Source organism: Bradyrhizobium ingae, assembly GCF_055791185.1.
In genome coordinates, this window is sequence record NZ_JBVUBB010000010.1 from 105123 (window position 1) to 131953 (window position 26831).

Annotated in this window: 25 protein-coding genes; 16 read left to right on the forward strand and 9 right to left on the reverse strand. The window is 57.4% G+C overall.

Annotated features, from left to right (window positions below):
- The first annotated feature begins 237 nt into the window (after nucleotides 1-237).
- Together ACV1FX_RS17340 and ACV1FX_RS17345 are read left to right on the forward strand one after the other, a co-directional pair.
- The gene (locus tag ACV1FX_RS17340) at nucleotides 238-984 is read left to right on the forward strand and encodes an asparagine synthetase B family protein (protein WP_473118759.1); all 747 of its coding nucleotides are present in this window, start codon (nucleotides 238-240) and stop codon (nucleotides 982-984) included.
- 26 nt (nucleotides 985-1010) lie between these two features.
- On the forward strand, nucleotides 1011-1727 hold the full coding sequence (locus ACV1FX_RS17345) for an asparagine synthase-related protein (protein WP_473118838.1): 717 nt from the start codon (nucleotides 1011-1013) through the stop codon (nucleotides 1725-1727).
- A 286-nt stretch (nucleotides 1728-2013) separates the two neighbouring features.
- Here the strand turns inward: ACV1FX_RS17345 and ACV1FX_RS17350 are convergent, their stop codons facing one another.
- The 8 genes from ACV1FX_RS17350 to ACV1FX_RS17385 all read right to left on the reverse strand — a co-directional run bounded on the left by ACV1FX_RS17350 (nucleotide 2014) and on the right by ACV1FX_RS17385 (nucleotide 10631).
- Entirely contained in the window at nucleotides 2014-3447 is a 1434-nt protein-coding gene (locus ACV1FX_RS17350) for an amidase (protein ID WP_473118760.1), read from the reverse strand.
- Nucleotides 3448-3540: 93 nt separating this feature from the next.
- Complete coding sequence (locus ACV1FX_RS17355) at nucleotides 3541-4338, reverse strand: SDR family NAD(P)-dependent oxidoreductase (protein ID WP_473118761.1); 798 nt, start codon at nucleotides 4336-4338, stop codon at nucleotides 3541-3543.
- Between the two features lie 3 nt (nucleotides 4339-4341).
- Nucleotides 4342-5205, reverse strand: coding sequence for an SDR family NAD(P)-dependent oxidoreductase (locus ACV1FX_RS17360; protein WP_473118762.1), 864 nt, complete (start codon nucleotides 5203-5205; stop codon nucleotides 4342-4344).
- Between the two features lie 38 nt (nucleotides 5206-5243).
- On the reverse strand, nucleotides 5244-6566 hold the full coding sequence (locus tag ACV1FX_RS17365; protein WP_473118763.1) for an MmgE/PrpD family protein: 1323 nt from the start codon (nucleotides 6564-6566) through the stop codon (nucleotides 5244-5246).
- Between the two features lie 105 nt (nucleotides 6567-6671).
- On the reverse strand, nucleotides 6672-7724 hold the full coding sequence (locus ACV1FX_RS17370; protein ID WP_473118764.1) for an ABC transporter substrate-binding protein: 1053 nt from the start codon (nucleotides 7722-7724) through the stop codon (nucleotides 6672-6674).
- Nucleotides 7725-7803: 79 nt separating this feature from the next.
- Complete coding sequence (locus ACV1FX_RS17375) at nucleotides 7804-8895, reverse strand: ABC transporter ATP-binding protein (protein WP_473118765.1); 1092 nt, start codon at nucleotides 8893-8895, stop codon at nucleotides 7804-7806.
- An 86-nt stretch (nucleotides 8896-8981) separates the two neighbouring features.
- Nucleotides 8982-9797: an ABC transporter permease gene (locus ACV1FX_RS17380; protein WP_473118766.1), complete on the reverse strand. Its 816-nt coding sequence runs from the start codon at nucleotides 9795-9797 to the stop codon at nucleotides 8982-8984.
- A gap of 9 nt (nucleotides 9798-9806) precedes the next feature.
- Nucleotides 9807-10631, reverse strand: a complete 825-nt coding sequence (locus tag ACV1FX_RS17385) for an ABC transporter permease (RefSeq protein ID WP_473118767.1) — start codon at nucleotides 10629-10631, stop codon at nucleotides 9807-9809.
- Between the two features lie 619 nt (nucleotides 10632-11250).
- On the opposite strand from ACV1FX_RS17385, the gene ACV1FX_RS17390 reads away from it, so the two are divergent.
- The 4 genes from ACV1FX_RS17390 (at nucleotide 11251) to proC (ending at nucleotide 15963) form a co-directional block, all read left to right on the forward strand.
- Complete coding sequence (locus ACV1FX_RS17390) at nucleotides 11251-12129, forward strand: IclR family transcriptional regulator (RefSeq protein WP_473118768.1); 879 nt, start codon at nucleotides 11251-11253, stop codon at nucleotides 12127-12129.
- 588 nt (nucleotides 12130-12717) lie between these two features.
- Entirely contained in the window at nucleotides 12718-13488 is a 771-nt protein-coding gene (locus ACV1FX_RS17395) for an enoyl-CoA hydratase/isomerase family protein (RefSeq protein WP_473118769.1), read from the forward strand.
- A gap of 2 nt (nucleotides 13489-13490) precedes the next feature.
- The gene (locus tag ACV1FX_RS17400) at nucleotides 13491-15038 is read left to right on the forward strand and encodes a class I adenylate-forming enzyme family protein (protein ID WP_473118770.1); all 1548 of its coding nucleotides are present in this window, start codon (nucleotides 13491-13493) and stop codon (nucleotides 15036-15038) included.
- A gap of 91 nt (nucleotides 15039-15129) precedes the next feature.
- Nucleotides 15130-15963, forward strand: coding sequence for a pyrroline-5-carboxylate reductase (gene proC / locus ACV1FX_RS17405; RefSeq protein WP_473118771.1), 834 nt, complete (start codon nucleotides 15130-15132; stop codon nucleotides 15961-15963).
- Between the two features lie 542 nt (nucleotides 15964-16505).
- On the opposite strand, the gene ACV1FX_RS17410 is transcribed toward proC, so the two are convergent.
- Nucleotides 16506-16919: an ArsC/Spx/MgsR family protein gene (locus ACV1FX_RS17410; RefSeq protein WP_473118772.1), complete on the reverse strand. Its 414-nt coding sequence runs from the start codon at nucleotides 16917-16919 to the stop codon at nucleotides 16506-16508.
- Between the two features lie 831 nt (nucleotides 16920-17750).
- Here ACV1FX_RS17410 and nifH point away from each other — a divergent pair.
- The 10 genes from nifH to ACV1FX_RS17460 all read left to right on the forward strand — a co-directional run bounded on the left by nifH (nucleotide 17751) and on the right by ACV1FX_RS17460 (nucleotide 26553).
- A complete protein-coding gene (gene nifH / locus ACV1FX_RS17415; RefSeq protein WP_254103481.1) occupies nucleotides 17751-18641 on the forward strand; it encodes a nitrogenase iron protein in 891 nt (296 codons plus the stop codon).
- A 91-nt stretch (nucleotides 18642-18732) separates the two neighbouring features.
- A complete protein-coding gene (locus ACV1FX_RS17420) occupies nucleotides 18733-19431 on the forward strand; it encodes a nitrogen fixation protein NifQ (RefSeq protein WP_473118839.1) in 699 nt (232 codons plus the stop codon).
- Nucleotides 19400-19930, forward strand: a complete 531-nt coding sequence (irrA, locus tag ACV1FX_RS17425; protein ID WP_473118773.1) for an iron response transcriptional regulator IrrA — start codon at nucleotides 19400-19402, stop codon at nucleotides 19928-19930. Before ACV1FX_RS17420 ends, irrA begins: the two co-directional genes overlap by 32 nt.
- A gap of 138 nt (nucleotides 19931-20068) precedes the next feature.
- Entirely contained in the window at nucleotides 20069-21247 is a 1179-nt protein-coding gene (nifV, locus tag ACV1FX_RS17430; RefSeq protein ID WP_473118774.1) for a homocitrate synthase, read from the forward strand.
- A 141-nt stretch (nucleotides 21248-21388) separates the two neighbouring features.
- Entirely contained in the window at nucleotides 21389-21715 is a 327-nt protein-coding gene (gene nifW / locus ACV1FX_RS17435) for a nitrogenase stabilizing/protective protein NifW (RefSeq protein ID WP_473118775.1), read from the forward strand.
- A 679-nt stretch (nucleotides 21716-22394) separates the two neighbouring features.
- Nucleotides 22395-23525, forward strand: a complete 1131-nt coding sequence (locus ACV1FX_RS17440; protein WP_473118776.1) for an electron transfer flavoprotein subunit alpha/FixB family protein — start codon at nucleotides 22395-22397, stop codon at nucleotides 23523-23525.
- A complete protein-coding gene (locus tag ACV1FX_RS17445) occupies nucleotides 23522-24829 on the forward strand; it encodes an FAD-dependent oxidoreductase (protein WP_473118777.1) in 1308 nt (435 codons plus the stop codon). Before ACV1FX_RS17440 ends, ACV1FX_RS17445 begins: the two co-directional genes overlap by 4 nt.
- 38 nt (nucleotides 24830-24867) lie before the next feature.
- Nucleotides 24868-25164: a ferredoxin family protein gene (locus tag ACV1FX_RS17450; RefSeq protein ID WP_254103511.1), complete on the forward strand. Its 297-nt coding sequence runs from the start codon at nucleotides 24868-24870 to the stop codon at nucleotides 25162-25164.
- Between the two features lie 179 nt (nucleotides 25165-25343).
- Nucleotides 25344-26156, forward strand: a complete 813-nt coding sequence (locus ACV1FX_RS17455; RefSeq protein ID WP_473118778.1) for a class I SAM-dependent methyltransferase — start codon at nucleotides 25344-25346, stop codon at nucleotides 26154-26156.
- Between the two features lie 199 nt (nucleotides 26157-26355).
- A complete protein-coding gene (locus ACV1FX_RS17460) occupies nucleotides 26356-26553 on the forward strand; it encodes a hypothetical protein (protein WP_473118779.1) in 198 nt (65 codons plus the stop codon).
- Nucleotides 26554-26831 lie beyond the last annotated feature (278 nt).

Below are 26831 nucleotides of genomic sequence, written 5' to 3' on the forward strand. Positions count from 1 at the left end.
GTTGGCGGAAGGCGTCGCGAAGTGCTGTCCCAGCTAAGCGCAGACAGTTTCGCTATGCCTTGCGCTAGAGTACCAACAAGTTTTGTCGGATGTGTCGGCTTCGCGACGAGTCACCGATAGAACCCACTGTCTTTGCGTCGCGGCTAGCGAGTGTATTCACATGAAATCGCTTGTTCTCGTCAATCGGCCAGTTGGCACAAGGTTTGAGTCTGCAGGAACGCGCGAGAGGAGAGCGGAGTGCCGGCACATATATTGCTGGAGGATCGAGCTTATCCTTGCAGCATTTGGCCATCGGCCCATCAAAAAGCGCGCCACTCGAATCGGAGGCGAGACCGGCTCGGCGTCAAGCCGCTTTACTATTACCCCACCAAGCACGGAGTGTTGTTCGGCTCCGAACCAAGGGCGATCCTTGCCAATGGTCTCGCAGAACGGGTCATGGACGCCGACGGGCTTCGTCGCACCCTATGCTCGGTTGCCGAGCCGGAGAACACCGTATTCCGTGGCATGCGTGAGGTACGGCCCGGCCACATCGCCCGAGTGACCCGTGACGGCATCCAGCAGATGGCCTATTGGCAGCTCACCGACAGCGGGCACACTGACGACGTGCCTACCACCGTTCAGCACGTGCGCGAGCTACTCGAGGACACGATCCAGCGGCAGCTCGTCGCCGACGTACCGCTGTGCACGCTCTTGTCGGGCGGGCTTGACTCCTCCGCACTGACGGCACTGGCTGCGCGTTTCAGCGACGAACGAATTCGGTCCTTCGCCCTCGACTTCGTCGACTATACCGAAAACTTTGTCCCCGGACCGATGTGCGCCACGCCCGACGGGCCGTATGTACAGGAGGTCGCAAAGTTCGTTGGTACAGACCACACGGACATTACTCTGTCTGCGGACGAACTCATGGATCAGAGCGTGCGGGCCGCCACCCTCCGAGCCCGCGACCTGCCGTTGACCAGCGGCGACCTAGATAGCTCGCAATAACTACTGTTCCGGGCGATCCGGCAACAATCGACGGTTGCTCTGTCCGGGGAGTCGGCCGACGAGATTTCGGCGGCTACCCGGAGTTCCACGATCCCTTGCACGTTCAGGCCGACACGTTTCCTTGGCGCGGCAGCAGGGCGTACGTCAACGATACCAGCCGGGAGTATCTAGACCCTGAGCTGGTCGAGAAGCTCGACCTCCCCGGCTACGTCGACGAACAGTACCGCAGGGCACTTGCGGAAGTACCACCCTCGACCGGACCGGCCTCGGCCGATCCGGTCGAACGTCGCATGCGCGAGGTCTGCTACCTTTATCTCACGCGCCACCTGCCAACGCTGCTCGACCGCAAGGACCGGATGAGCATGGCGTCAGGTCTCGAGGTGCGGGTCCCGTACTGCGTCCATCGCGTCGTTGAGTACGTGTTCGGCACACCATGGGCCCACAAGACTTTCGACGGGCGGGAGAAGAGTCTGTTGATAGCCGCCACCGCGGACCTGCTGCCGGAGTCGGTGGTACAGCGAGTCAAGAGCGCGTATCCAACTATCCAGGATCCGGCCTATGACAGAGTATTGTGCACCCAGTTCGCCAAGCTGCTGAACGACCGCAATGCGGCAGTGGCACCACTGCTGTCGGTCGAAAGCTCTCACGCGCGGCTCAACGCGGCCGAGAACGTCAGGGGCGTGGAACGTATCCTGGCTCTCCAGGATTTCCTGAGTAACTACAACGTGAGCCTTAGGGTCTGAGGCGGAACACGCTATCCAATGCCGAAGTTCGCCATGTGACGATGAAACTTGCTCCAAGTGGCAGGTTTCCCCATACAATGTTAGCGCGCGAAAGGAGCCGTAGTGAGTGTGCAGGACCGAAGTTAGCCTTTCCGTCGAACAAGACCTCGCCCACTTCATTGACCGCGCACACAGAGGTCTCCTTTTGCGAGACACCCAGCCCAACGTACCGCTCATAGCCATCGAATTGCACGACGCGCCTCCCAAGCCGCCTATATTCGTCCCGGTCTCGCCGATCGAAGACCTGTTACGCTGCACGGTGCGGCGGCATCTTGGACTTCCACGGGCACGCTTGTTCAAGCTGCCCAGCAAGCCGCAGCAGAGTAGCCTCGTCGCCAAAACGGCCCGAGAACATCATCCCCATTGGTAGCCCTGACTTGTGCCAGGCGAGCGGCACAGACATAGATGGCTGGCCGGACATATTGAATATGAGCGGGCTTGGCCATACGCGCCGGCGTGCTGCCTGGATATGTGAGAGATCAGCGCTCATCGAATTCAGTTCTCCAATGCGTATCGGGGGCCCGCAAAGTGTTGGACACAAGAACACTTCACACGTAGCAAAGAACTCGACAAGGCACCGGCAAATCTCAAAAACGGACTGCTCGGCGGTGACGTAATCGATTGCAGTTCCTGTCTGGGCATTCTGTGCGCGTAGGAGCGTTAGAACCTCGAAGTCGCTTTCGGTTATTGGGCGACCAAGTCGCCCCCCGGCCAAGCGCACCGCCGATGCTACCAAGTTGGCTCCGTTGATGACTTCTCCCACTTCGATCGGATCGAACGGTAGAGTAGGCGCTCGCTCCTCAATATAGTGACCGAGTCGTTCCAACAGCGAGGCCGCCTCCCGAACCGCATTTGCAATCTCAGGGTCGAGGTCGTCTCCATAGGGGGACTTAGTTGTAAAGGCGATGCGCAAGCGGCCGGGATTTCTACCTACTTCATTCAAAAACGGCCGTGCCGCAGGAGGCGCGTGATAAGGGCTAGTACGCTCTGGCCCAGACAATGCGTCAAGCATCGCGGCGCTGTCTCGCACGCTGACACTGATTACGTGTGGACAATCAACCAGGCTGGCCCACCCCAGTCCAATGTTCGGACCGATCGGCGTGCGTGCTCTAGTGGGTTTAAGTCCGAACAGCCCGCACACAGAGGCCGGTATTCGCGTAGAACCACCGCTGTCACTAGCATGCGCCACGGGCACGATGCGCGCAGCAACTGCAGCTGCCGCCCCACCCGAGGAGCCGCCGGCGGAATAAGCTGGATTCCATGGATTTCGTGTTGGGCCGTGCAAACGAGACTCGGTAGTGCCTAGCGCACCAAATTCCGGAACCGCGGTCTTTCCAAAGATTGTGACGCCGGCCTTCAGGATGCGGTCGACAATCGTGCTGTTATGGTCGGCCACGTAATCACTATAAGCGCTCGATCCATATGTAGTTCGCGTTCCTGCCAGTGTCGTAATGTCTTTCAGTAAAAACGGAACGCCAGTAAACGGGCCTTCGGGCAGCCCACCCGAGATCTGCTTTTTGGCAAAGTCATAGTGTTTGATAACAACGGCATTGATTTCCGGGTCGATCTTCTCAGTTCTGCGTATCGCCTCATCAAGCAATTCTTCCGGCGTTACGTCCTTCCTGCGAATGAGATCTGCAAGACCGAGGCCGTCGTAGTCCGAGTACTCTTCGCTGATCACAAGCCCCTCCACATGTCGGCCACAAAACCGGTGCTGCAACCTTTTGGCCTACCTATAGATCGGGTGAAACCCGCGGCCGGGCGGGAGCCAATATTAGGGTTTGCACAGATATCCGCCGTCAACGGCAAGGACCTGGCCAGTGATATACTTCGCTTCGTCCGAAACCAAAAATAAAGCGGCATTTGCGACATCCCAAGCTTCTCCCATGCGCTTCATCGGAGCGCGTTCATTTCGAAGCTGGCGCATCTTTTCACGATCGCCACCGTAAAACTCTTTGTGCCTCTCGACCATGGGCGTATCCATTAGCCCAGGCATGATTGCATTAACGCGAATACCTTTATCCGCGTAATCCAGCGCCATCGCTTTGGTAAGCGTATTCACCCCGGCTTTAGACACGCAATATAGGAACAATCCTGGTGAGAGCCTTTCCGCCGATACTGACGAGATGTTCAGAATCGCTCCACCGCCACGCTCCAGCATTGATGGTAGGACCACGCTGGAGGTAATGAACATGCTCTTAAGGTTGACGTTGATGACGCGATCCCATTCATCATCGTCGGTGTTGAGCACTCCGCCAAATGTTTTCGGCTCGACACCAACGTTGTTGTGAAGAATGTCTATTTGCCCATACTCCTCCAAACACCTTTTGACCATCGCATCGCAATCCGAGCGCCGGCTAACATTGGCCTGAAAAGCAAAGCAGGTACCGCCCTCGCGCTCGATCATCTCGCGGGTCTTCTCTGCAGCCTCCAAATTAAGGTCAACAAGCATTACTGAGGCGCCCTCGCGGGCGTAAACGACTGCGGACGCCTTTCCATTCCCGAGACCGTCGCCTCCAGTCGATCCGGCTCCTGCAACGATCGCGACTTTGCCTTTCAAACGTTGGTGCATGCTTCACTCTGAAATTATACTAGAGGTTGATGGGAAGAGTTTGGGTGGGGTCGGGTAGTTGAGCGCATTTTGAAATTCGGCGCTCATTCGCTGGCGTTCGGTCCAGCCCCTTCCACCAATCATACCGCCATCCACAACAAGGTTGTGGCCGTTCACAAAGCTTGATTCGTCGCTTGCAAGATACAGAGCTGCGAAAGCGATATCTTCCGGCAGGCCAGAACGTGGTATCGGTTGACGAGTCTTGTTGAACTCACGAAGGAAAGCTGCTTTCTGAATGGCTTCCGGACCAGTCTTCCCCATTCCAGTCGCGATCTGGCCAGGAGAGATCGAATTCACGCGGATGCTGAATTCGCCGAGCTCCATTGCCGCGCACTTGGTGAGGTGAATGACAGCTGCTTTGGCGGCGCTGTAATCCATATACGCCGAGACGGCCTGGATACCTGAAATGCTCCCGGTGTTGATAATGCTGCCAAAGCCCTGCTTCTTCATGTGAGGAGCAACGTGCTTCATCCCGAGCATAACGCTCCGCACGTGTGAGGCCATTACGCGATCAAATCGATCCACTAGCATCGATTCAATGCCGCCGATTTGACCGAGCATTCCAGCATTGTTAAAAAGGCAATCGATACGACCAAATCGCATTACAGCGAATTCGATCAGGCTCTTGACCTGATCTTCGTCCGTGACATCGGTTTTACAGAATACGCAGGCAGGGCCGAGGCGCTCGCGCAAGGCCTCACCCTCCGGGGCAAGAAGATCAGCAATAACGACTTTCGCGCCTTCCGCGACGAACAGCTCTACGGTGGCCAACCCAATGCCTTGGCTGCCGCCAGTGATCGCAGCAGTTTTGCCGTCCAAGCGTCCCACGGCCTATTCCTTGTGTCTATAGGTGGGCATTGCGGTGTTCAATCGACGTAAGTGAGTTTCGTCATTAACTCGGAGATGTCAGAAATTTTCTCCAAGGAAAGAAGGCTTTCGGAGATTTGATCTCCGCGACTTGTGGAGAAAAATCCTGAGACGCATTTGCGATATTTATCGAGGATCTCATCATCGCTGACGTCGATGTGCTCAATAATCTTCCGAGTCATCGAATCAATCTGCGAACCATCATTCAGGGTGACAGTAATTGGCAGTGCCTGGCCGGCTAGGTCTGCTCGATAAACGATCTCAATCTTATCGCGGAACGCAGCCACGTCCGATCCATTCGCCCCTTCCGTCGTATACCTATCCAGCCATGGTGTTTTGTCCAGGAAGCTGCATGCGATGCTGTGAGCCAAGCTGAACTTCGCCTCGTCCGCATTCTTAGGGTGATGATAAAGCGCGGCCGCGAGCCGAAAAGAAGGTGGCGCCTCGATGCGAACAGCTCTTACTTGGTGCGCGGAAAGGCTACGCTCTTCGATTAGCCTAACAAATGCATCGATAGGGTGCATTTGGGATAGGCAGCATGGATACTTCTTAATTTCGATGTCCTGCGCCCTAAATGGCGCCCCGAGCTTTAGATCAGGATTTGCGATTCCTGCGACCGCTTGAAGATATCCCATCGGGCACTCCAGTACGGTGGGTTGTCCGGTTAGACCGTGTTTCGCTAAGAGAGCCGAAGTTAGTCCGTTACGCCCAGCCATGCCGGACTCGTAGAGGTGAGCCCCCGATCCCACCTGCTTGAACAGGCCTGCCGCGTGAGAAGCAGCTATGCTAACGGCCATGCCGATCTGCTGATCATTAAGTTTGAGCAACTTCGCTGCGCCAGCGGCCACACCGATCGTGGAACCTGCAGACCAAGGCGCCAGGCCCCGGGCCATCATATCCTGCGAAGCGATAGCCAGTTTCGACGCAACGTCCCAGGCTACAACAAACGCTTCTATCAGCTCTCTGCCGGAGATTTTCAGCTTCTCACCCAATGCGAGCATCGCGGGGAAGACGCCGACGCTATACATATTTTCAGCTCGGGTATCGTCTTCGAGCTCCGTCGTATGGGAGGTCGTCCCGTTCGCGAGCGCCGCGTATTCCACGGAAGTGCGGAAGTTTGCGCCAATGACACCGACTTCCTGCGGAGCCGCGCATTCCTTCACGTAGCTCAGAACGGCCTTACTAGTTTCGCTGTTGACGCCAGCCAGCGTCATCCCGACTCCGCTGAGAAATACGTTCTTTACGTGCCGAACGAGTTTTGCATCAAACTCATCAAAAGTGGTCTTTTGAACAAACTGCGCAATGTCGGCCGTCGTACCCATAGTGAATCCCGCCATAGAGTTCGCCTACGTCCTCATGCCCGAGACATGAACGTCGTAACAAAGGTCGTTAGCTTGGGCGTCGATTACGACGCCCAAGCTTTCAAATCAGGTGATGACCCATTCTTTGAACCTGCGCGATACCGGCTCGAGATTGTCAGTCCAGTAGGCCCCGTCAACGACGACGTTATTGGCGTTGGTGATGTCCGGGGTCCATTTCCGGATCTCGGGATCGAGAAGGGAAATTGCTCGCTTCGAGTTCGGAGCGAGGAAGGCCGCGTTGCATAGGCGCGCCACGACCTCCGGTCGCAAGAGATATGCGATGTACTTCATAGCGCCTTCTGTGTTCGGTGCCCCCTTCGGTATGGCCAGTTTTTCGGTGCCCAGGAGGTTCTGTTCGAACGAGAACGCGAGTGGCTTGCCGCCTCCCGGCTGATTTGTTGCCCTAACTCGATTGGCGTAGCTGTAGCTGAAGTCGACCTCCTGGGTCTGCAAAAGCGAGATCGTCTGGGGAGTCGCGGTCACCCAGGCTGCAACGCTCGATTTGACCCGATCCAGGACTTTGAATGCGCGATCCACATCCAGCGGGTACATATCTTTGGGCAAAACCCCATCGGCGAGAAGGGCTGCTTCGAGGGTTTCGTTTGGTCGATTGGGGAAGGTGCGGCGACCGGGGTATTTGTTTACGTCAAAGTATTCTGCGAAGTTCTTGGGGTGTGCCTCTGGCCGATACCTTTCGGGGTCCCACGCAATGCCCCCTACAAAGGAACTTGCCGTTACATACTCGCTCTCCGGAGCGATGGCCATGTCGGCCACGTTTAACATTCCCAGGTCGAGCTTATCCCAAAGCCCCAGCTTGGATCCGAGCGCCGCATTTTCGTGAACGGTCATGACGACGTCGATATCCACACGGCCGGTGATAGCTTGGGCTTTGAGCTTTGCGATGTCCGGAATCGGGATGATGTTGACCTTGATCCCCGTCTCCTCGGTGAAAGGTGTGGTGACAGTTCTGACCAGGACCTCCTGGAAAGTGCCGCCGTAGCTGGTAATCGTGATCGGCTTGGCCTGCGCGTGCGCGCGGGTGATCAGTGCCGGGGCCAGCACCACCGCGGAGGACCCTGCAAGAAACGTACGCCGAGACAGCTTCTTCGAGATCGACATAGTGCACTCCCTTTTACCGTTACGTTGATGATGACGATGCCGTGCTTAGGACGGCTCAATCTCATTCAGAACTAAATGCCTAGGCGTTCAACACCACAGACTCAGCAGGCGACCAGGAGAGCTTGGCTGCAGATCCAAGCTCGGGGCGAGTGGAAGCGGGACCGGAGATGATCTTCGCTGTAACCGAAACTCCCTGCGCTGTTTTCACTGCAATCCGCGTCATTCCTCCGACGAAGGATATTGCCTCGACCGCTCCGCGCAGCACGTTGTGATCCGCAGGGGTCTCGACATCAGCAGGGAAGACTTGCATCTTTTCCGGGCGAACCATTACCAGAACGTTCGAACCGAGAACCCGCTCTGAGCTCGGCACATAAACGACTCCAGGCCCGTCGATCGCTACGCTATTTGCACCAGCGCTCTTGCCTTGGAGCAAATTAGACTCGCCGATGAACTCTGCCACAAAGCGGCTATTGGGCTTGAAGTACAATTCATCAGGAGTGCCCAACTGAGCAATCTCGCCGGTCTTCATGAGGCAGATGCGGTCAGACATATTGAGCGCCTCTTCCTGGTCATGCGTTACGTAAATAATCGTCGTGCCCAACTCATGATGCAGGCGTTTAATTTCAGCCTGCATTTGCTCCCGAAGATTCTTATCGAGCGCTCCGAGCGGCTCGTCCATCATGATGATGGCCGGGGAGTAAACGATGCAACGAGCAATACCAACGCGCTGCTGCTGGCCACCTGAAAGTTGGCGGGGCTTTCGTTCATCGAACCCCTTAAGACCAACTCGATCCAACGCATCCAAGACCTTTCTTCGAATAGTCTCGGAGGGCTCTCGCCTTACACGAAGTGGGTAGGCAACGTTTTCGAAGACCGTCATATGAGGCATAAGGGCATAGTTCTGAAACACCATGCCGATGCCTCGATCGCGCGGCGGCATGCGCGTAATATCCCTGCCGGCAAGGAGTATTTCACCGGAACTAGGCGCGATCGCTCCCGAGATCAGGTTCAGGAGAGTTGTCTTTCCGGAGCCGGAGGGCCCGAGCAGGGTAAGAAACTCAGATTTGTTAACAGCCAATTGGGTGGCCTTAAGGACCGTCGCCGAACCGAAGGTCTTCGAAATCCCTCTCAAAGATATGGCTTCACCAGTGGGAAAATCGCCGGCGTGCATTCTTTTACTCCCAGAATTCGTGCTGCTCAGGGGAATGTCTGAGCTCAAGTCCGTCGCGCAGCGAACTGCAATTGTGCGTGCCTTGCTCAAGAGACTTCCTCGCCCGTGGATTTCCTCAAGCCGATTGTCACGATGCATACGAGCAAGGACAATGCGGTCAGCAAAGCAGATACGGCTGCGATGACCGGTGAGACTTCCCACTCAAGGGCGCTATACATCTTAACTGGTAGGGTCACCGTATCGCTGCCGGTGAGGAACCAAGAGATAATCACCTCGTCAAACGAAAGCAGAAACGCGAAGAAGGCGGCACTTATTAGTGATGGGACGAGCTGTGGGATCACAACCGTAAAGAACATGCGGATAGGAGCCGCCCCCATCAGCTCAGCGCCAAACTCCAGGTTTCGGTCGAGCTTCTGTACGCCTGCAATAATCATTACGATTACATACGGCAATGTTACCATCACGTGGCCCAGAACCAACGAGAGTGTGGTCCCGCCAATGCGGACATAGGAGAAGTACAAGTAGATGCCCAACCCTGAGACGATCGTGGGAATGACCAGTGGGCTAATCAGAACTCCGGAAATCAAAAGCTTTCCCAGAAATTCATAACGCGCGATCCAATATGCCGAAGGTACGCCAACAAAGAGTGCCGCAGCTGTCGAGAAAATGGCGACTTTCATGCTCGTATATAGCGGCAACAACCAAGCATCAGAGGAGAAGAAGATTCTGAACAAATCAAGCGAATATGTTGAGGGCGGAAATTCGAGCGCGTTCGTAGGCCCAAATGCCATAGGAAGCGTAACGACAACTGGTGCGAGCAGGAATATGTAGACGACGGCCGCGAGGCTGGAGCCAACGGAGCGATACCGCTGCGACAGGGGATCAAGCACTGAGTTCGCCATGATAAGCCCTCAGATCTTATGCCGACGCCAAAACGCCATCGGAACGATGAAGATTGAAGCCAATGCGAGCAAGATCACGCTTATTGCCGATGCTTTCGGCCAGTCGAGTACCCGGCGATTATAGAAGTCGACCAGGTTGGAGAGCATTTGATCCTGAGGACCGCCGAGGAGTGCGGGGATGACAAAGGCGCCCAAGGACATAACAAAAACGCTCAGCAGACCCGCAACGACACCCGGTACGCTTAGAGGGACGGTCACCGTCCAAAACATCCTCGCTGGTTTCGCGCCCATGACAGATGCAGCTCTGTAAAGCGTATTGTCGATTGCTAGTAGGCTTGCGAGCACTGGAAGGACAACGAGAGGGACCAGAAGATTGGTCATGCCGACGAGCAACCCGATACGATTCAGAACGAGCGGCAGTTGCACATCGAGGCCTGAGGCCCAGCTGAGAAGGTTGTTTATAATACCGTGCCGGCCCAAGATAATAGTGAAGGCGAAACACTTGACCAAAACGCTTGTCCAGAAGGGCAAAAGAATAAGAACCATCAGCATGGTCCGACGATCCGGGCTCTGCCTCGCCAAGTGCAGAGCGACGATGTACCCCAGTATGAGACTTAAGGCGGATGAAATTGACGCGACGACGAGGGTCGTTGTTAGTGTTTGCCTAAACAAGCTGCTTGCGACGATTGCTTTGTACGCAGAGAGTGGACCGGCGTCGGACTGGAAACCTGTCAAGAGAACGTAGCAGAGGGGTGGCAGCACTATGCCCACCGCGACCAGGACCGCGGGCGACATGAACAGTGACTGCGCTTTGAAGTCGGTCGAGCGATTCATGTGAGCATCGGCAGATGTTCGTTAGGGACGTGATCTCGCGCTACTGGCATGCGGACCGCGCGAACAATATTCCGGGATGCGTGGCCTTCTCGGCCGATCGGATGGTGTCGTCCACTGTCGACTGTTGGTGTCGATATTGGCCAGGAAGAGTTCTCGGGCCGTGTCCAGATGTGCGAACCTGTTGCACGGGGCATCGCCGCGCACGCCTCGTTCACGAGCGCAGTCAAGTGATGCTGAATTGCTGAACGAGTTATTGGATCAACCGGTGTTTTCACATTTCTGACCTTCGTCATTTACGGAGTTACTTCCGATAAAATTAGCTAGGTAGATCGACGTCCCTCAGGCCGCGCCGAGCAAAAGCTCCTGACCTGCAGCAAAAACTGCCGCGAGCACTTGAATGAGATTCGGATATCACCCGAACAACGAGCTCCGGCGCGGTCGGTTTTTATGATGCTGTAAGCCCTCTGCTCTCACCTCCCGAACGACTATTTTTATGCGATATTGTTATCCAATATCGCATATTGTTTTATGTTGGTCAAGTGGGTGTTGGCTTGTAGCGCCCATCGAACCGCCGCCGCACAAATATGGGTTGAGCTTTGTGTGCGCATTGAATAGCAATATGTACAACCGCATTTCGCAAGGATTGGCAGTGACGATGCTCGACAACAAGAACAAGAGCAGGAGTGGGCTTAATTCGCCTGCTTCATTCGCAAAGCCGGACATCGACGACCGGCTCTATCTGGGAACTATCGAGAAAGGGCTGCTGATCCTCGATACCTTTTGTGCCAATCCTCGACCGATGACGCTTGCAGAAGTCTCGGAGGCATCTGGGTTGAACAAGAGCGCGACCCAGCGAGTGCTCTACACATTGCGGGCGCTGAGGTACCTAGCCCACAGCGAAACAACGCGACAATATTCGCTGGCAGCAAGGGCGATGGACATAGGAAACGCCTATCTTCGTAGTAATCCCATAGTGGAAGCAACGTTTCCGTACTTGCTTGAGGCCAACAAACGATCGCAGGAGACAGTCAACCTCACGGAGCTCGATGGGGCGGACATCATATTTATCTCTCGTGTTCCCAGCAGGAACGTGATGAGCTCCTACGTAACGATTGGCGCGCGCCTCCCCGCTTTCGCCACTGCGCCAGGGCGCGCGATTCTGGCAAACCTCGACCCCGCCACAACTAACGAGATTTTGAAAGCCTCGAACCTTATTGCGATCAGTCCGCACACGATCACCAATCGGCAAAAACTCCTCAAAGAATTGGAGAGAGTGCGCCAAAAAGGCTTCGCCTTAGCCAACCAAGAGGCGATGCCTGGAGACATTTCGACCGCCGCGCCGGTCTTCGGTTACGACAATAAAGTTGTCGCTGCCGTCAATATCGCTGCGTCAACCGCTAATTGGACGCCTGAGAGAGTGGAGGCTGAACTGAGTCCGATTACCGTTGAAATCGCGCGTCAGATGTCCAAGGTCGTATCCCAATATAGACGAGCATGAGCAGCATTGGCTGGCGCTCTTGAAGAGTGCTGGCGCTCAGTCCGAAGCATCTATGATCTATCGGTCTGATCCCACCTGCACCTGGCCAGTGATGCCCAAAGCGCGCTGGTGGCTGCCAGTGGCGAGCGTTCAGCGCTGGCAGCGCGGGTTGGTCACCACGGCGGTCGACTCGACCGATGATGAAGCCCGCGTACGAAGCGATCGGCAGCGCGAACCGCGGTCTGCGACACTGGTGAGCCTCAGTACGACTGCATCGCCTCATTGGGGAGAGCAGGGAGCAACGTGGAGCGGACATCCCCGCTTTGATGCCGGCATTGTTCTCTCCCCGCAAGGTGACCCGACCTCCTGGCTCGGTTTTCTAAACAATGTACGCCAGAGAAACCTAAATCCATAAAGCCCGTCTATTCGCAGTGAAAAAACCTGCAAATTCGATGCAGGCGATCCCCATGTGTCCCGGTTTTTCCGCGGCACACGCTTCGGACAAACCACCATTCAAATCCGAACGGGCGAAAAGGACGCTTGACTTACCTATGCGGCCCATCCACACTATTCGATATAAGATATTGCATTCCAATATAGAGGTGAGCCGTGGAGCGCTATATTTTGATCGACAGGCAGGATGCGGTTGCTGTCATCACACTTAACAGGCCGGAAATCCTCAATGCCTGGCATGCTCCAATGCGGAGCCAGCTCGTTGACGCCCTTCTGGAGGTTCAGAGCGACCAAGCTGTCGGTGCGATTGTTCTGACGGGCGCGGGCGACCGGGCATTCTGTGCAGGTCAAGATTTCAACGAAGCGAAGACGTTCGACGGTGACACCGGTTCCAAATGGATCGGAGAGTGGGAGCGTTTGTACGATGTTATTCGCTCGCTACCCAAGCCATTGATCGCGGCTTTAAATGGTGTTGCCGCTGGTTCGGCGTTCCAAGTTGCGCTTCTCTGCGACTTTCGCATTGGCCATCCAGGAGTACGGATGGGGCAGCCCGAAATTAATTCGGGCATTGCGAGCGTCACGGGGCCGTGGATCATGCGGGAAATCCTAGGACTGGCTCGCACCACAGATTTGACCCTCACCGGCCGATTGATGGATGCGACGGAATGCCACTCGATCGGAATCATCAACAAGGTTGTTCCAGCGGAAAGTGTCCTTGATGCTTCTCTCTCGCTAGCCCGCGAGTTGGCGGAGAAACCCGCTCTTGCCATGCGCCTAGACAAGCAATGGCTTCGCGAGATGACGGAGGTCCGATTCCGCGAGTGTCTCGATGCTGCGGTGCGGATCCATCGAGAGGCCTACGCATCAGGCGAGACAGCTCGGATGATGGAAAAATTCCTGGCCGAACGTTCGGCCAGGAAGGCCTGACCATGGTCGAGTCCCTTAAAGGCTTTATTGCTGACTTCAACAAGAAAGCCGACCAGAATCCGGGCCAAATCTTTGCCAAATTCAACGGTGAGGCGATCACGTTCGCTACGTTGAAGAAACAATCTGCGACATTTGCGGCCGAGCTACGTCGTCGAGGCCTGCAGCCCGGCGATCGTGTCGCGGTAATGATGCGGAATTCGCGGCTGTCCCTACCTGTACTTTTCGGGATTGCCCGCGCAGGCGCCGTCTGGGTTCCGGTAAATGCTCAGCAGAAGGGCGAGGGGCTACGCTACATTCTCGACCACAGCAAGCCCAAACTGGTCGTCTGCGATCGGGAGTTTCTTCCGACCATTGTGGATTGCCACGCAGGGATTCCATCTGATGCGGTAATCACGAGTGGTGAACCGCGAGATGAACGTTCACTCGAGACAATTCTGCAGAAGGACTTCGCTTTCGCCGACGCTCGGATCGTAGCCGATGATCTATTCGCAATAATGTATACGTCCGGCACCACCGGACGACCGAAGGGCGTTCTCGTCACGCATGGCATGTTGCGGCTTGCTGGGGAGGCCGCTCGCATCCTGACGGCAATGAAGCAAGGGGATGTATTCTTCGTTTGGGAGCCGCTCTTCCACATCGGCGGCGCTCAATTGATCACTTTGCCGATCATCGAAGATGTCACATTGGCCATGATCGATCGTTTCAGCGCGCGTACTTTCTGGAGCCAGGTACGAAGCGCTGGCGCGACACACATTCACTATCTGGGTGGCATTTTGCAGATTCTGCTCAAGCAGCCAGAAAGCGATCTCGACCTTCAACATTCCGTCCGCATCGCTTGGGGCGGCGGCTGCCCAATTGATGTTTGGCCAAGTTTCAGGGACCGCTTCGGCGTGGAAATCCGGGAATGCTACGGCATGACAGAAGCCTCGAGCATTACCACCTGCAATACTGAAGGCGTGGTCGGTTCGGTCGGCAAGCCGATGCCTTGGTACACCGTTGACGTTGTAGGCGAGAACGGCAATCCCGTAGCTCCTGGCAGCAGAGGTGAGATCATTGTTCGGTCCTTATTGGAGGGGGCGCTTTTCAAAGGGTACCTGGACAATCAACAAGCGACCGACAAAGCGCTTGTAGCGGGAGCACTGCACACCGGCGACTCGGGCACCTTGGACACTGAAGGAAATCTCTGGTTCCACGGGCGCATCACTGACAGTGTCCGATGCAAGGGCGAGAACGTGTCGGCTTGGGAGGTTGAGCACGTCGCGGCCAGTCATCCCGCTGTCGAAGATTGTGCAATGATCGGTGTTACAGCGGGCGTCGGCGAACAGGACATCAAGCTGTTCGTGAAAGCCAGGAAAGGCAAGTCGATCGAACCGGAACGTCTATCTGGCTGGCTCTCCGAACGTCTCGCATCCTATCAGAACCCCCGCTACATCCAGGTCGTCGGTGAGTTCGAACGCACGCCAAGTCAAAGGATTATGAAGCATCTGCTTCCGAAAGACTTGGACAATTGTTGGGATCGGCTTGCGGCGCAACAGTCAGCTCGGATCTAGGCGTGCTCAGCTCCACTCGGCCATCTCGACGTGATCCAAAACAGCCATCGCTTGTGGGCAAAACGTGAGCGACTGCGAAGGGAAGAGCTAGATGGTCGGCACGGCAACAACAGCAATGGACGATCGCTTGATACTCGTCGGTTGCGGAAATATGGGTTACGCGCTTTTGAGCAGCTGGTTAGCCTCAAAGGCAGTTGATCCGAAGAATGTGCATGTAGTTGAGCCGGTGGTCGACCTTCGCGAGCGAGCGGAACGATTGGGGACCAAGGTACATGAGACGCCAGAGAGCCTGCCGGACCAGGCCGACCTAGTCATCTTCGCTCTAAAACCCCATGCAATAGCAGCAGAGGCCCCAGTTTATCGTCGTTTTTCCAGGCAAGCTGTTTTCGTTAGTATTGCTGCGGGTGTGACCATCAGGGATTTGGCGGCAGTCCTTGGAAGGGCGCGCGTGATACGGGCGATGCCCAATACTCCTGCCGCAATCGGGAAGGGGTCGACGATTGTCGTCCCCGGCGACAGCGTTCAGGATCGAGACCTAAACACCGTGGCGTCCCTGTTTGCCGCCGGAGGTCCTGTACACAAGGTGGGTAGTGAACCCTTGTTGGACGCTGCCACAGCTATCAGCGGTTCAGGCCCAGCCTATATCTTTTATTTTATGGAGTGCCTTACTACAGCCGCTCACCAACTCGGCCTTCCAAAAGAGCTCGCCGCGAAGCTCGTTAAGGAAACTGTTTACGGCGCCGGCGCTCTGGCCTTGCAAACTGACGACGAGCCGGTCCAACTCCGGCGACAAGTGACAAGCGCCAAAGGGACGACAGAAGCGGCACTCTCGGTGCTAACGGCAGAGGATGAACTCTTGTCCCTCATTTGCCGGACGACGAAAGCGGCTTTCGATCGATCAAAATCACTTTCGGCTAATGAATGAAGACCCGCGCAATCAGTTCTCCCCGGTGACTTGGCTGTCGTCGAGAATATTCCGGCGACAGCCACTCTCTCTTCGAGCGGCACGGGTTGGCTCAGAAGTCGTCTGGGACTGCGCGGGTGCGTAGGGGCAATGGAGACGAGCAATGAATACTGCCGTAAGAAATCAATCGTCGACAACCCGGGAATGCTTCATTTTTGGATAGCGTCGAAGCATACATGGATCGTGCGCTTGCACAGCCTTCCCTGTCCGAAGGATTGGCCGAACGCATCAGGGCCTGCAACTCCACTTACACTGTGGGGTTTGGCGTCCGAAACGGGGCAGAATGTATAGTTTCACGGCCAATGCGGCCCGGTGCGATGTGGTAGGCTGCCGTGCGCAGATCTTTGATCTCCGGCGGAGAAGATCCTTCTCGATAAGGGAATCACCATCCTCATAAGCCCCGATCTCTTCGTGAACGCCGGCTGGAGAAGACATCCTCTGAGCACATGAGGCATTCATGCGGATTTCAACGTTTCACCCTATCCACCTGCGAAGCAAGCGCATCACACCTCCGCACACCGCGGCGCCTTCTCCATTCGCGCGCAGTTCTGAAGCTCTCGCCTCGGGCTTGAGCCCAGCAGCGACGGGACCGGCTCGCGGTCAAATCCGGCACATCTTGCGTTATTGGCTTCGATCAGCGGCCGCCTGATCAGCAGCGGATCTTTGAGCATCAAGGCGATCGCGCTGGCGGCGTCGATCGTCGCCGGATCAACCTCGCCCGACGTCACCCGCGGCGCGGCTGGGTTGAACCAGGACCGAACCGGCGTGTTACCGAAGAATGTGCATAGATCGGGCGCGGTCCAGGGTTCGGTCAGCAAGCTCTTCGCCACGATATGATGACCCGCTGCCTCCAACGCGTAAATCTGGCGCGCGTTCGTTCCGCAGCCGGGCTTCTGCCAAAACAGAACCGTAGTCATGTCAAGAGTCCCCATTTCATCACGCTAAGTTGGATCGTTGGCGCCGCTCTGCCGTGGCCCAAGATGGTGTTGGCCTTCTCACCCCCTCCAACGTCTGCGGTGTGATCACCGTGCCATGGCAAGCTCGTCTTTCCGCGCTCAGGTGCGCTCACCTCGTCGGACGTGTCGGTAACGATGAGAATGCCGACACCTCCGAACCTTCCGGTGAGTTCGCCAATCAGGTCCGGTCCGCGGTTCTTCAGCAAAGTGACACCGAGCAACATCTGCGGCCAGTCAGTCGAAGCTCGCGGCATAGGCCTCTTCAGGCGTGGCCAGCTCGTGGGTCTCGATCTCGTCAGGAAACAGGAACTGCAACGCCGTATGGGTGATCTATTCCTGGTCGACCTCGAACACGCGCCGCCGTTTACAGCCTTGTCTGTCTCGACGCCAAACCGCATGTCGCCTTCCTTTCAAATCGCCTCACGATGCGGAGTTGGCAATTTTCGTTCCGTTCTGTGCGGTCGCAGTCCCCGCAAAATCGCGTTTTGAGAGGCGTAATCCTTGTCCTGTTTCCGACAGAACAACAAAAGGTCCGACGCACCGCCCGTCGATTGCGTCTGTCGTCCATTTTCGAGTATGCGCTCAAAGCACGCGCGGCGAATGGCACGCTAGTTGCTACTTGGCTAGTTGCTACTCGGATGTCGCAACTGCGAGTGAGGGCTGAGGCCACGCCGGCGCGTATGGCGAGCGCTGTTCTCTTTCCCGACGCCCGTGTGCCCACGTTTCTGAGAGAGAAATAATCTAGCGTAAGTCCAACGCGAAATCATTGGCAATCGGTTGATGGAGAGCAACATGGCGTCACTGAGACAAATCGCGTTTTATGGCAAGGGTGGTATCGGCAAATCGACGACCTCGCAGAACACCCTCGCCGCACTCGCCGAGATGGGTCACAAGATCCTGATCGTCGGCTGCGACCCGAAGGCGGACTCGACCCGCCTGATCCTGCACGCCAAGGCACAGGACACAATCTTGAGTCTGGCGGCAAGCGCCGGCAGCGTCGAGGACCTCGAGCTCGAGGACGTCTTGAAGGTCGGCTACAAGGACATTCGCTGCGTCGAATCCGGTGGTCCGGAGCCGGGCGTCGGGTGCGCCGGCCGCGGCGTCATCACCTCGATCAACTTCCTGGAAGAGAACGGGGCCTACGAGGACATCGATTACGTGTCATACGACGTGCTCGGCGATGTCGTCTGCGGCGGCTTTGCAATGCCGATACGTGAGAACAAGGCGCAAGAGATCTATATCGTCATGTCCGGCGAGATGATGGCGATGTATGCCGCCAACAACATTTCCAAGGGCATTCTGAAGTATGCCAATTCGGGCGGCGTGCGGCTGGGCGGCTTGATCTGCAACGAGCGCCAGACCGACAAGGAACTGGAACTGGCGGATGCGCTCGCCAAGAAGCTCGGCACCCAGCTGATCCACTTCGTGCCCCGTGACAACGTCGTCCAGCACGCCGAGCTGCGTCGCATGACGGTGCTGGAGTATGCGCCGGACTCCAAGCAGGCGGACCACTATCGCAATCTTGCGACCAAAATCCACAACAATGGCGGCAAGGGCATCATCCCGACCCCGATCAGCATGGACGAGCTTGAGGACATGCTGATGGAGCACGGCATCATGAAGCCGATCGATGAAAGTCAGGTCGGTAAGACTGCTTCCGAGCTCGCTGCGCTATCAGCGTAATCCATCTTGCCGGCCTCCAAAGGAGGCGCGCATCAAGACTGATAGGATCCAACCAGTGGAGTTGTCCGTGGCTGCAGTGCAAGAGGGTCTAATCGCTGCGAGGTCGATTCCGCCGGGTGGGACCCTCGCTGACAGGCAGGTTGTCGGAATTGAACTCTACCATGCTCTGATTGGCTGCGATCCGGCAGACGCTGACGTAAGGGATAATGACAAGTTTGACCGGCATGTGCTCGCCTCAGTTCTTTGTGCCGCTGTAATGGATGGAGGGCCGCTTCCGGAGCGCACGGGCCTGACCGCGGAGGAACTCAATGAACTCCTGGCAGAATGTTTCCCATCCGCGATGCGGACCATGATCGCGATGGAAAACTCCGGTTCAGCCAGTGACGAAGAGATCATGCTGCGCGACCTCCTGCTCGGGCAGCGATCGGCCAAGGGCGAGATCAGTCGCTGGCTCGCAGCCATGGTCGCAAGGCGTGCGATGGAAGCCAACCATTTGTGGGAAGATCTCGGATTACGCGAGCGGGCCGAGTTGACGCGCTTGCTGATGCGCCATTTTGCGCCGCTGGCGGCGCAAAACACCAAAAACATGCGCTGGAAGCGCTTCTTCTATCGCAGATTGTGCGAGAACGAAGGTTTGGTGATGTGTACGACACCGGTGTGTACGCAATGCTGCGACTTCAGTCACTGTTTCGGTGAGGAGAGCGGCGAGAGCCGGATGGCGGAGCGTCGCCGCGAACATTTGCGGGAAATAGAAAGTCATGTCGGAGCCGCGGCAAATCCGCAGATGTGAACAATCGACTATGCGCTCCGCCAGAAGTCGCGAAGGACCCCCGCATGCTGCGATGCCTGGACCCTTGGGCTTTGGCCTTGCCGGAAATTGCGCGAAAGCGTGCATGCGGCGGCTGCGCGATGCGGGCCTGCGGCCGACGCGCCGGCGCGTGCTGCTGGCTCAGCTGCTCTTTGCAAGAAATGACCGCCACGTCACTGCCGAGATGCTCTTCATCGAGTCGATCGAAGCCAACATCAAGCTCTCGGTTGCGACCGTATACAACACGCTGAACCATTTCACGCAAGCTGGCTTGTTGCGCCGGATCACGCCCGACGGCTCAAGGTCGTTCTTTGACATCGATACCAGCATCCACCCGCATTTCTATCTCGTCGGCGAAGATATTTTGATCGACATCCCCGAAAAGCTCCAGCTCGCGCGGATGCCCGAGGCCTTACCGGACCACGAGATCTCCCGGCTCGACATCATCGTCCACATTCGCCGTAAGCCAACCGACATCTGATATGTCCGACTTTCGACATTGTTACATTTATGGCAACCTCAGTTGCTGCCTAGAAGTGGAGTGATTTCAGGCAGTTCGTCAACCGCCGCCCTGGCACGGCTGTTGCTCACCAGTCAGCCGGAAAGATGGAATCTGCACATGGCCTTCGGTGGAACGACTCTGTCCGGCAGCTCGCAGACACGACAGATAGTCCTGAACGACACCACGTTGCGCGACGGCGAGCAGGCTCCCGGCGTGGCCTTTTCAACGGCGGAAAAGCTATCGATCGCGCGCGCGCTAGCAAAGGCCGGGATCACCGAGATCGAAGCTGGTACGCCGGCGATGGGCCATGACGAAGTCAGCGCGATCCGCGCTATTGTCGAAGCTGGCCTGGCCGCGACAATCATTGGTTGGTGCCGGATGAAATCTTCCGACGTCGATGCGGCAATCGATTCCGGCGTCTCAATGGTCAATGTCTCGATCCCATCCTCCGACGTGCAAATCGCGGCCAAGCTCGGCGCCGACCGGGTTGCCACGCTCGAGCAGGTGAGGCGGGTCGTCGGTTACGCTCGCGACAACGGGCTCGATGTCGCAGTCGGAGGCGAAGACTCCTCGCGCGCTGACGTCAACTTCCTGATCCAGCTGATCACCGCAGCAAAAGACGCGGGCGCCCGGCGCTTTCGTGTCGCCGATACGCTCAGCGTGCTCGACCCAGACGCAGCCTTTGCGCTGGTGGCGGCGCTACGTGCCGCCACCGATCTCGAGATCGAGTTCCACGGCCACGACGATCTGGGCCTCGCGACCGCTAACACGCTCGCCGCAATTAAGGCCGGCGCAACGCATGCCTCGGTGACCGTGATCGGCCTCGGCGAGCGTGCGGGCAACGCGCCTCTGGAAGAGGTCGCTGTCGCGCTCAAACAGCTCTATGGATGCGACACGGGCGTTGTGCTCCCGGACCTCGACAATGTCGCGGCAGTTGTCGCGGCCGCTGCCGTTCGCAGCGTTCCGCTCAATAAGGCGATCGTCGGTGAGCATATCTTTACCCACGAATCCGGGATCCATGTCGATGGCCTCCTGAAGGACCAACGCAGCTATCAGGCGCTCGATCCGCGGCTGTTCGGTCGCTCTAACCGTTTTGTCGTCGGCAAACATTCAGGGCTAGCCGCGATCACGGCGCTGCTGAACGAATTGCAGGTTTCCGTGAGCGCTGAGGAAGGCAAGGCGATCCTTGCCCGCGTTCGGCAGCATGCCGTCGAGCATAAGGGCGGGGTCGCGCGCGAGACTGTGATGGCGATCTGGCGCGAAGTCCGCGAGCGCTCCATGCTCAACGGAATGTGAGGCCGCCACGCCCCGAATAGTCGCCATTTCTGTCATCGAGGAGCTCGTTAAGTCGTCACGCCAGCAGTCTGTCCCTCGTTTGACGAGCATGCGTGGCTACCCATCCTTGCACACGGTAGAAAGAAAAGATGGAGAAAGCGAATGGCTGACGGAATCCTTCTGCGATTGAGCAAGGCGGCCGCGGCCGAGGAGTTTTTTGACTTACTCGGCGTCAAGTACGACCCCAAAATTGTCAACGTGGCTCGGCTCCACATACTGCAGCGCATGGGGCAGTATCTCGCAGACGAAGACTTGACCGGTGCGACCGATGCTGCGGTCGCGGAACGTTGTAAGGCCGTGCTGGAGCGGGCATACACGGACTTCGTCGGCTCCTCCCCAATCGATCAACGCGTTTTCAAGGTCCTCAAAGAAGCGACCGCGCCACAGGCGAAGAAAGCGTCAAACTTGGTGCAACTCGAGACGCTTTAGTCATACTCGGGTTTAAAAGGTCCTCTCACCCGTCCTGGTCGTCCCACAAGGACGGGAGTATGCAGCGTAGTCCCAGATTGCTCGCAGGCCGGTGTGTTTGTGAGACCTCTGACTTGAGACGTCGTGCTTACACTGCCTTGCGGTGGCCATGTTCTTCGTGGAGGCGGCCATAGGATGCGCCTAACACCTCTGTTCGGTCTCCGACGCGCGTCGCCGTATCCTTGTCAGCTCGAGTGCTTCCGGCTGGACGAAAGTCATGTCGCCGTGGTCGTAAGCCTCTGTATTGATATCAACTTTCGATCACGCCCGCGGTTGGTACGACACTTGCTGTCTCTATTCGCAGCAAAGCCTTGGAGAAGCGCGTGCATATCAACGTCTGCTACAAGCAAGTTGCGGCTTTCCCGCGGACTCGAGTGCCCGCCGTGAGCAAGACCGTTATGCTTCAGAGGGCGAAGCCCAACCCCCAAGTTCTGCTTTCGCTCCTGCAATGTGACCTCTGCAGCCTGCCGTCGGTGCCAACGCTTCCTTGGACCGAAGCGGCGCGGCAAAGGCAGCTGTAACCGCGATCGGGCGAGGAACGGCTGCTGTGCTGAGAGAGATGATCGTCGAACGCCAGACGAACCTGGAAGCCGATCCCGCGGCTGGGGCGCTCGGCTAACAAAGTAAGGAAACCAATTCCATGAGCTCTACACCCAAAAGTCGCGCTCCGGCCGCCGCCGCTGCTGGGCGCGCTGCGACCAAGAAGGAGTTGCCCGATCGCTTCAAGGCTTACAAGCACGTCTGGGTTTTCGTCGAGCAGGAACGTGGTGTTGTGCACCCCGTGTCCTGGGAACTCATGGGTGCCGGCCGTAAGCTCGCCGATAAGCTCAAGGTTGATCTCGCCGCTGTCATCATCGGCCCGGAGGGTGAGGCGACGCAGCAGGCCGCTGCCCAGTCCTTCTGCTATGGCGCCAACCTCGCATACATGGTCGCCCACAATCTCTTGGCCGACTATCGCAACGAGTCCTACACCAAGGCCCTGACCGATGTCGTCAACACCTACAAGCCGGAGATCCTGCTATTGGGAGCCACTACGCTCGGCCGCGATCTCGCGGGCTCGGTCGCCACGACCCTGCTTACGGGACTTACTGCAGATTGCACTGAGCTCGATGTCGATGCTGATGGATCGCTTGCTGCGACGCGACCGACTTTCGGCGGCTCTTTGCTCTGCACGATCTACACGCTGAACTACCGTCCGCAAATGGCTACGGTCCGCCCCCGCGTGATGCCGATGCCAAAGCGTGTCGCACGCCCGGTCGGCCGCATCATCACCCACCCACTCGGTCTCGTCGAAGACGACATCGTCACAAAAGTTCTCTCCTTCCTGCCCGACCGCAACTCAGCAAAATCAAATCTTGCTTATGCCGACGCGGTCGTTGCGGGCGGGCTCGGGCTCGGATCACCGGAGAACTTCCAGCTGATACATCAGCTCGCGACCGTGCTTGGGGCCGAATATGGCAGTTCGCGACCGCTCGTGCAGAAGGGCTGGGTCACCTCTGATCGCCAGATCGGCCAGACCGGCAAGACGATCCGACCAAAACTCTATATCGCCGCCGGCATTTCGGGTGCGATCCAGCACCGCGTCGGCGTCGAAGGGGCCGATCTCATCGTTGCCATCAACACCGACAAGAATGCGCCAATTTTCGACTTCGCTCATATAGGCATCGTGACCGATGCCATACATCTGTTGCCGCCGCTCACCGACGCGTTCCGCACGCGGCTGTCGCCACATTCCCGTGACCGGAAGCAGGTCGAAGGAGTCCGATCATGATCGAGGAAAAATTCGATGCCATCGTCGTTGGCGCAGGCATGGCGGGTAATGCGGCAGCGCTCACCATGGCCGAGTGCGGGATGAAGGTATTGCAGCTCGAGCGCGGCGAGTATCCGGGCTCAAAGAACGTGCAGGGCGCGATCCTCTATGCCGACATGCTGGAGAAGCTTGTTCCCGATTTCCGTGACGACGCCCCCCTTGAGCGACACCTGATCGAGCAGCGCTTCTGGATGATGGACGACCGCTCGCACACCGGCTTGCATTACCGCTCCGAGAACTTCAACGAGGAGAAACCGAACCGATACACCATCATCCGCGCTCAGTTCGACAAATGGTTCTCACAAAAGGTTCGCGAAGCCGGGGCCACAGTTTTATGCGAAACGACGGTCACAGACCTGGCCCGAGACGCCCATGGCAAGGTGATCGGCGTACGGACCGATCGGCGCGACGGGGAGATCCATGCTGACGTCGTCGTGCTGGCGGAGGGCGTCAATGGCGTGCTCGGTACACGCGCTGGCCTGCGCGAGCGGCCGCAGCCCGAGAAGGTTGCGCTCGCAGTCAAGGAAATGCACTTCCTGCCGCGGGAAACCATTGAATCGCGCTTCAATCTCAGGGGTGACCAAGGCGTGGTGATCGAGGCCGTAGGCACGATTTCTCGCGGCATGACCGGCATGGGCTTTATCTATGCCAACAAGGAATGCATCTCGCTGGGTATCGGCTGCTTGGTCGCCGACTTCCAGCGCACCGGCGAGACGCCTTACGGCCTGCTCGATCGCTTCAAGCGGCATCCTTCGGTCGCGCCTCTGATAGAAGGCTCCGAGGTGAAGGAATATTCTGCCCATCTGATCCCCGAGGGCGGCTTCAAGGCAATCCCGCAACTGTACGGCAAGGGCTGGGTCGTGGTCGGCGACGCCGCGCAGCTTAACAACACAATTCATCGCGAAGGATCGAACCTCGCGATGACGTCGGGCCGGATTGCGGCGGAAGCGATCCTTCAGATCAGGTCGCGGAACCAGCCGATGCTCCCGCAGAACCTGGCGCTATACAAGAAGAAGCTCGATGAATCCTTCGTGATCAAGGACCTAAGGAAGTACAAGGATATGCCGGCGCTGATGCACACCCGGTCGCAAAACTTCTTCCTGACCTATCCGCAACTCGTCTCCAAGGCTATGGAGAACTTTCTGCGTGTCGACGGCACGCCTAAAGTCGAAAAGGAGAAGCTCACACTTAAATCGTTCACCAAGGCGCGCTCGCGGAGCGGCCTGTTCGGCGACGCCTTCCGCCTCATGCGCGCGTGGCGGTGAACGGAGAAACAGCAGCGACCAACGACGGAGACCAAACGATGTCGATCGAGCAATCCATGCGTGTCGAGGACAAGCTATTCTACAACCGCTATCTCGTCGATACCGGTCGTCCCCACATCAAGGTGCGGCCGCACACCAAGCCTTCGCCGCAGCTTTTGTCGATGCTGAAGGCCTGCCCGGCGCGCTGCTATGAACTCAACGAACAGGGCCAAATAGAGGCCACTGTTGATGGCTGCGTCGAATGCGGCACTTGCCGGGTGATCTGCGAGGAGACCGGCGACATCGAATGGAGCTATCCCCGAGGCGGCTACGGCGTGTTGTTCAAATTCGGCTAAGCCAATACGGGCGGCTTTCGCAACGATCCGAAACAACGTGCAAACTTCGAGGCACCTTCCATGGGACTAGCCGCAGGCCAGACCGCGAGAATAATCGGGTCTTCGGCCGAATGGCAGGCCCTATTAAGGATTCTGCGTATGATCGGAGCAGATCTAACTCAATCATCGCAGAGGGGTTGATGACGACAGAACATCGCGCCCCCTACGTCCTGAGGGGCGGAGAGGAGGGGCGGGCGCGTCTTGCAGTGATCGCCCGTGTGCTGGCTGAGCCGACGCGCTTGCTGCTCGATCGATCCGAACCGCTCGAGGGCTGCACAGCTGTCGATGCGGGCTGTGGCGGTGGCGATGTGACGTTCGAACTGGCAAAGAGAGTCGGCCGATCCGGCCAAGTCATAGGTCTTGACTTCGACGAAGACAAAATCGTCCTCGCGCGAGCAGAGGCGAGGCGGCGTGGCATCCCCAATGTCGAATTCTGCTGCGCAAACGTCACACACCATTGGCCGGTGCATGGCGTGTCGCTGGTAAGTGTGCGGTTCGTGCTGACCCATCTCGTCGATCCTGTCGAGGCGCTCGGACAGGCCTACGAGGCGCTCCGTCCAGGGGGCATGATCGTGGTGCAGGATATCGACTGTGACGGCGAGTTCTGCGATCCGGCGTCGGCTGCATTTCTGCGCAAAGGCGAACTCTTTGTTGAGGCGGTGCGGCGACGTGGCGGTGACCCCTTGATCGGCCGCAGGCTTCTCCGCCTTCTCGAAGCCGCTGGCTTCTCTGATGTTCATTCCTCAATGGTCCAGCCGTACGGGCGAAATGGTGACGTCAAACGAGTTCCATTGCTGACCTTCGCGGCCATTCGCGACGCGCTGAGTCAGCTGGGGCTCGCTAGCATCGAGGAGATCGGCGGCATTACGGCCGAACTCGAAGCGTTCCTCGATAGGCCTGACACGACCGTCGGGCTGCCACGCATCTTCCATGCTTGGGGGCGAAAGCAGTGAAGCTTGAGTCTGCCGCTTGGTATCAACTCAAGCCGGTTCCGCGACCGTTCGGCAGCGCGTGGGGGCGGCGTGCCCTAAGCCGTCCTCGCCTGGGCTGCCGGTGCGAACAGTGACCACTAGCGAACGCAGACGATACGAAAGTTGCTCAGCGGTGTCTCACCACCTCACTCCACCAAACGATGTACGCCAGGACAAAGTTGTGACGACGACGATCAGCGAGGATCTTGCTGCCATGCGCAGTCATCGTAATCGCATCCACCGCTATCGCGGTTTACTTGAAGGTCAACCGACTGACCTTGAGCGACAATATCTCGAACAACGTTTGTCCGAAGAGCGCTGTGCTTTCGACGCCCTAGTGGCAGGTAGTTTTCCCCTAGTTTTTAGAATTCCCGCATGAAGCCGGTCGAAACCATCTGTTCCTGTCAGATCAAAGGTCGCCACCTTGTGCCTGGCGTCGCCTAGTTTCAGGCCACTCAATGCTCTTGGGATCGAAATCGGGTGCGCCAGAGACTGTATTTGCCGCAAGCCAAGTCGTTGTGCCTCTCGTCGGACTGATTCGCCTTTCGCGAGCCAGGCGCTCCGCAACAGGACCTTACGACATCAAGAGCCATCGAGCGTATCATCTGCGGCCCGTGATCGGCGCCCGCCTGTCATCAGAGAAGGTGCTCCTGCACA

Excerpts from the sequence above, each read along its gene's own strand:
- ACV1FX_RS17355 (WP_473118761.1), bottom strand. The coding sequence starts at position 4,338 with ATGCACCAACGTTTGAAAGGCAAAGTCGCGATCGTTGCAGGAGCCGGA.
- ACV1FX_RS17390 (WP_473118768.1), top strand. The coding sequence starts at position 11,251 with ATGTACAACCGCATTTCGCAAGGATTGGCAGTGACGATGCTCGACAAC.
- nifV (WP_473118774.1), top strand. The coding sequence starts at position 20,069 with ATGGCCTTCGGTGGAACGACTCTGTCCGGCAGCTCGCAGACACGACAG.
- nifW (WP_473118775.1), top strand. The coding sequence starts at position 21,389 with ATGGCTGACGGAATCCTTCTGCGATTGAGCAAGGCGGCCGCGGCCGAG.
- ACV1FX_RS17455 (WP_473118778.1), top strand. The coding sequence starts at position 25,344 with ATGACGACAGAACATCGCGCCCCCTACGTCCTGAGGGGCGGAGAGGAG.
- ACV1FX_RS17440 (WP_473118776.1), top strand. The coding sequence starts at position 22,395 with ATGAGCTCTACACCCAAAAGTCGCGCTCCGGCCGCCGCCGCTGCTGGG.
- ACV1FX_RS17375 (WP_473118765.1), bottom strand. The coding sequence starts at position 8,895 with ATGCACGCCGGCGATTTTCCCACTGGTGAAGCCATATCTTTGAGAGGG.
- ACV1FX_RS17445 (WP_473118777.1), top strand. The coding sequence starts at position 23,522 with ATGATCGAGGAAAAATTCGATGCCATCGTCGTTGGCGCAGGCATGGCG.
- ACV1FX_RS17410 (WP_473118772.1), bottom strand. The coding sequence starts at position 16,919 with ATGACTACGGTTCTGTTTTGGCAGAAGCCCGGCTGCGGAACGAACGCG.
- nifH (WP_254103481.1), top strand. The coding sequence starts at position 17,751 with ATGGCGTCACTGAGACAAATCGCGTTTTATGGCAAGGGTGGTATCGGC.
- ACV1FX_RS17400 (WP_473118770.1), top strand. The coding sequence starts at position 13,491 with ATGGTCGAGTCCCTTAAAGGCTTTATTGCTGACTTCAACAAGAAAGCC.
- ACV1FX_RS17370 (WP_473118764.1), bottom strand. The coding sequence starts at position 7,724 with ATGTCGATCTCGAAGAAGCTGTCTCGGCGTACGTTTCTTGCAGGGTCC.
- irrA (WP_473118773.1), top strand. The coding sequence starts at position 19,400 with ATGTCGGAGCCGCGGCAAATCCGCAGATGTGAACAATCGACTATGCGC.
- ACV1FX_RS17385 (WP_473118767.1), bottom strand. The coding sequence starts at position 10,631 with ATGAATCGCTCGACCGACTTCAAAGCGCAGTCACTGTTCATGTCGCCC.
- ACV1FX_RS17380 (WP_473118766.1), bottom strand. The coding sequence starts at position 9,797 with ATGGCGAACTCAGTGCTTGATCCCCTGTCGCAGCGGTATCGCTCCGTT.
- ACV1FX_RS17365 (WP_473118763.1), bottom strand. The coding sequence starts at position 6,566 with ATGGGTACGACGGCCGACATTGCGCAGTTTGTTCAAAAGACCACTTTT.
- proC (WP_473118771.1), top strand. The coding sequence starts at position 15,130 with ATGGTCGGCACGGCAACAACAGCAATGGACGATCGCTTGATACTCGTC.
- ACV1FX_RS17450 (WP_254103511.1), top strand. The coding sequence starts at position 24,868 with ATGTCGATCGAGCAATCCATGCGTGTCGAGGACAAGCTATTCTACAAC.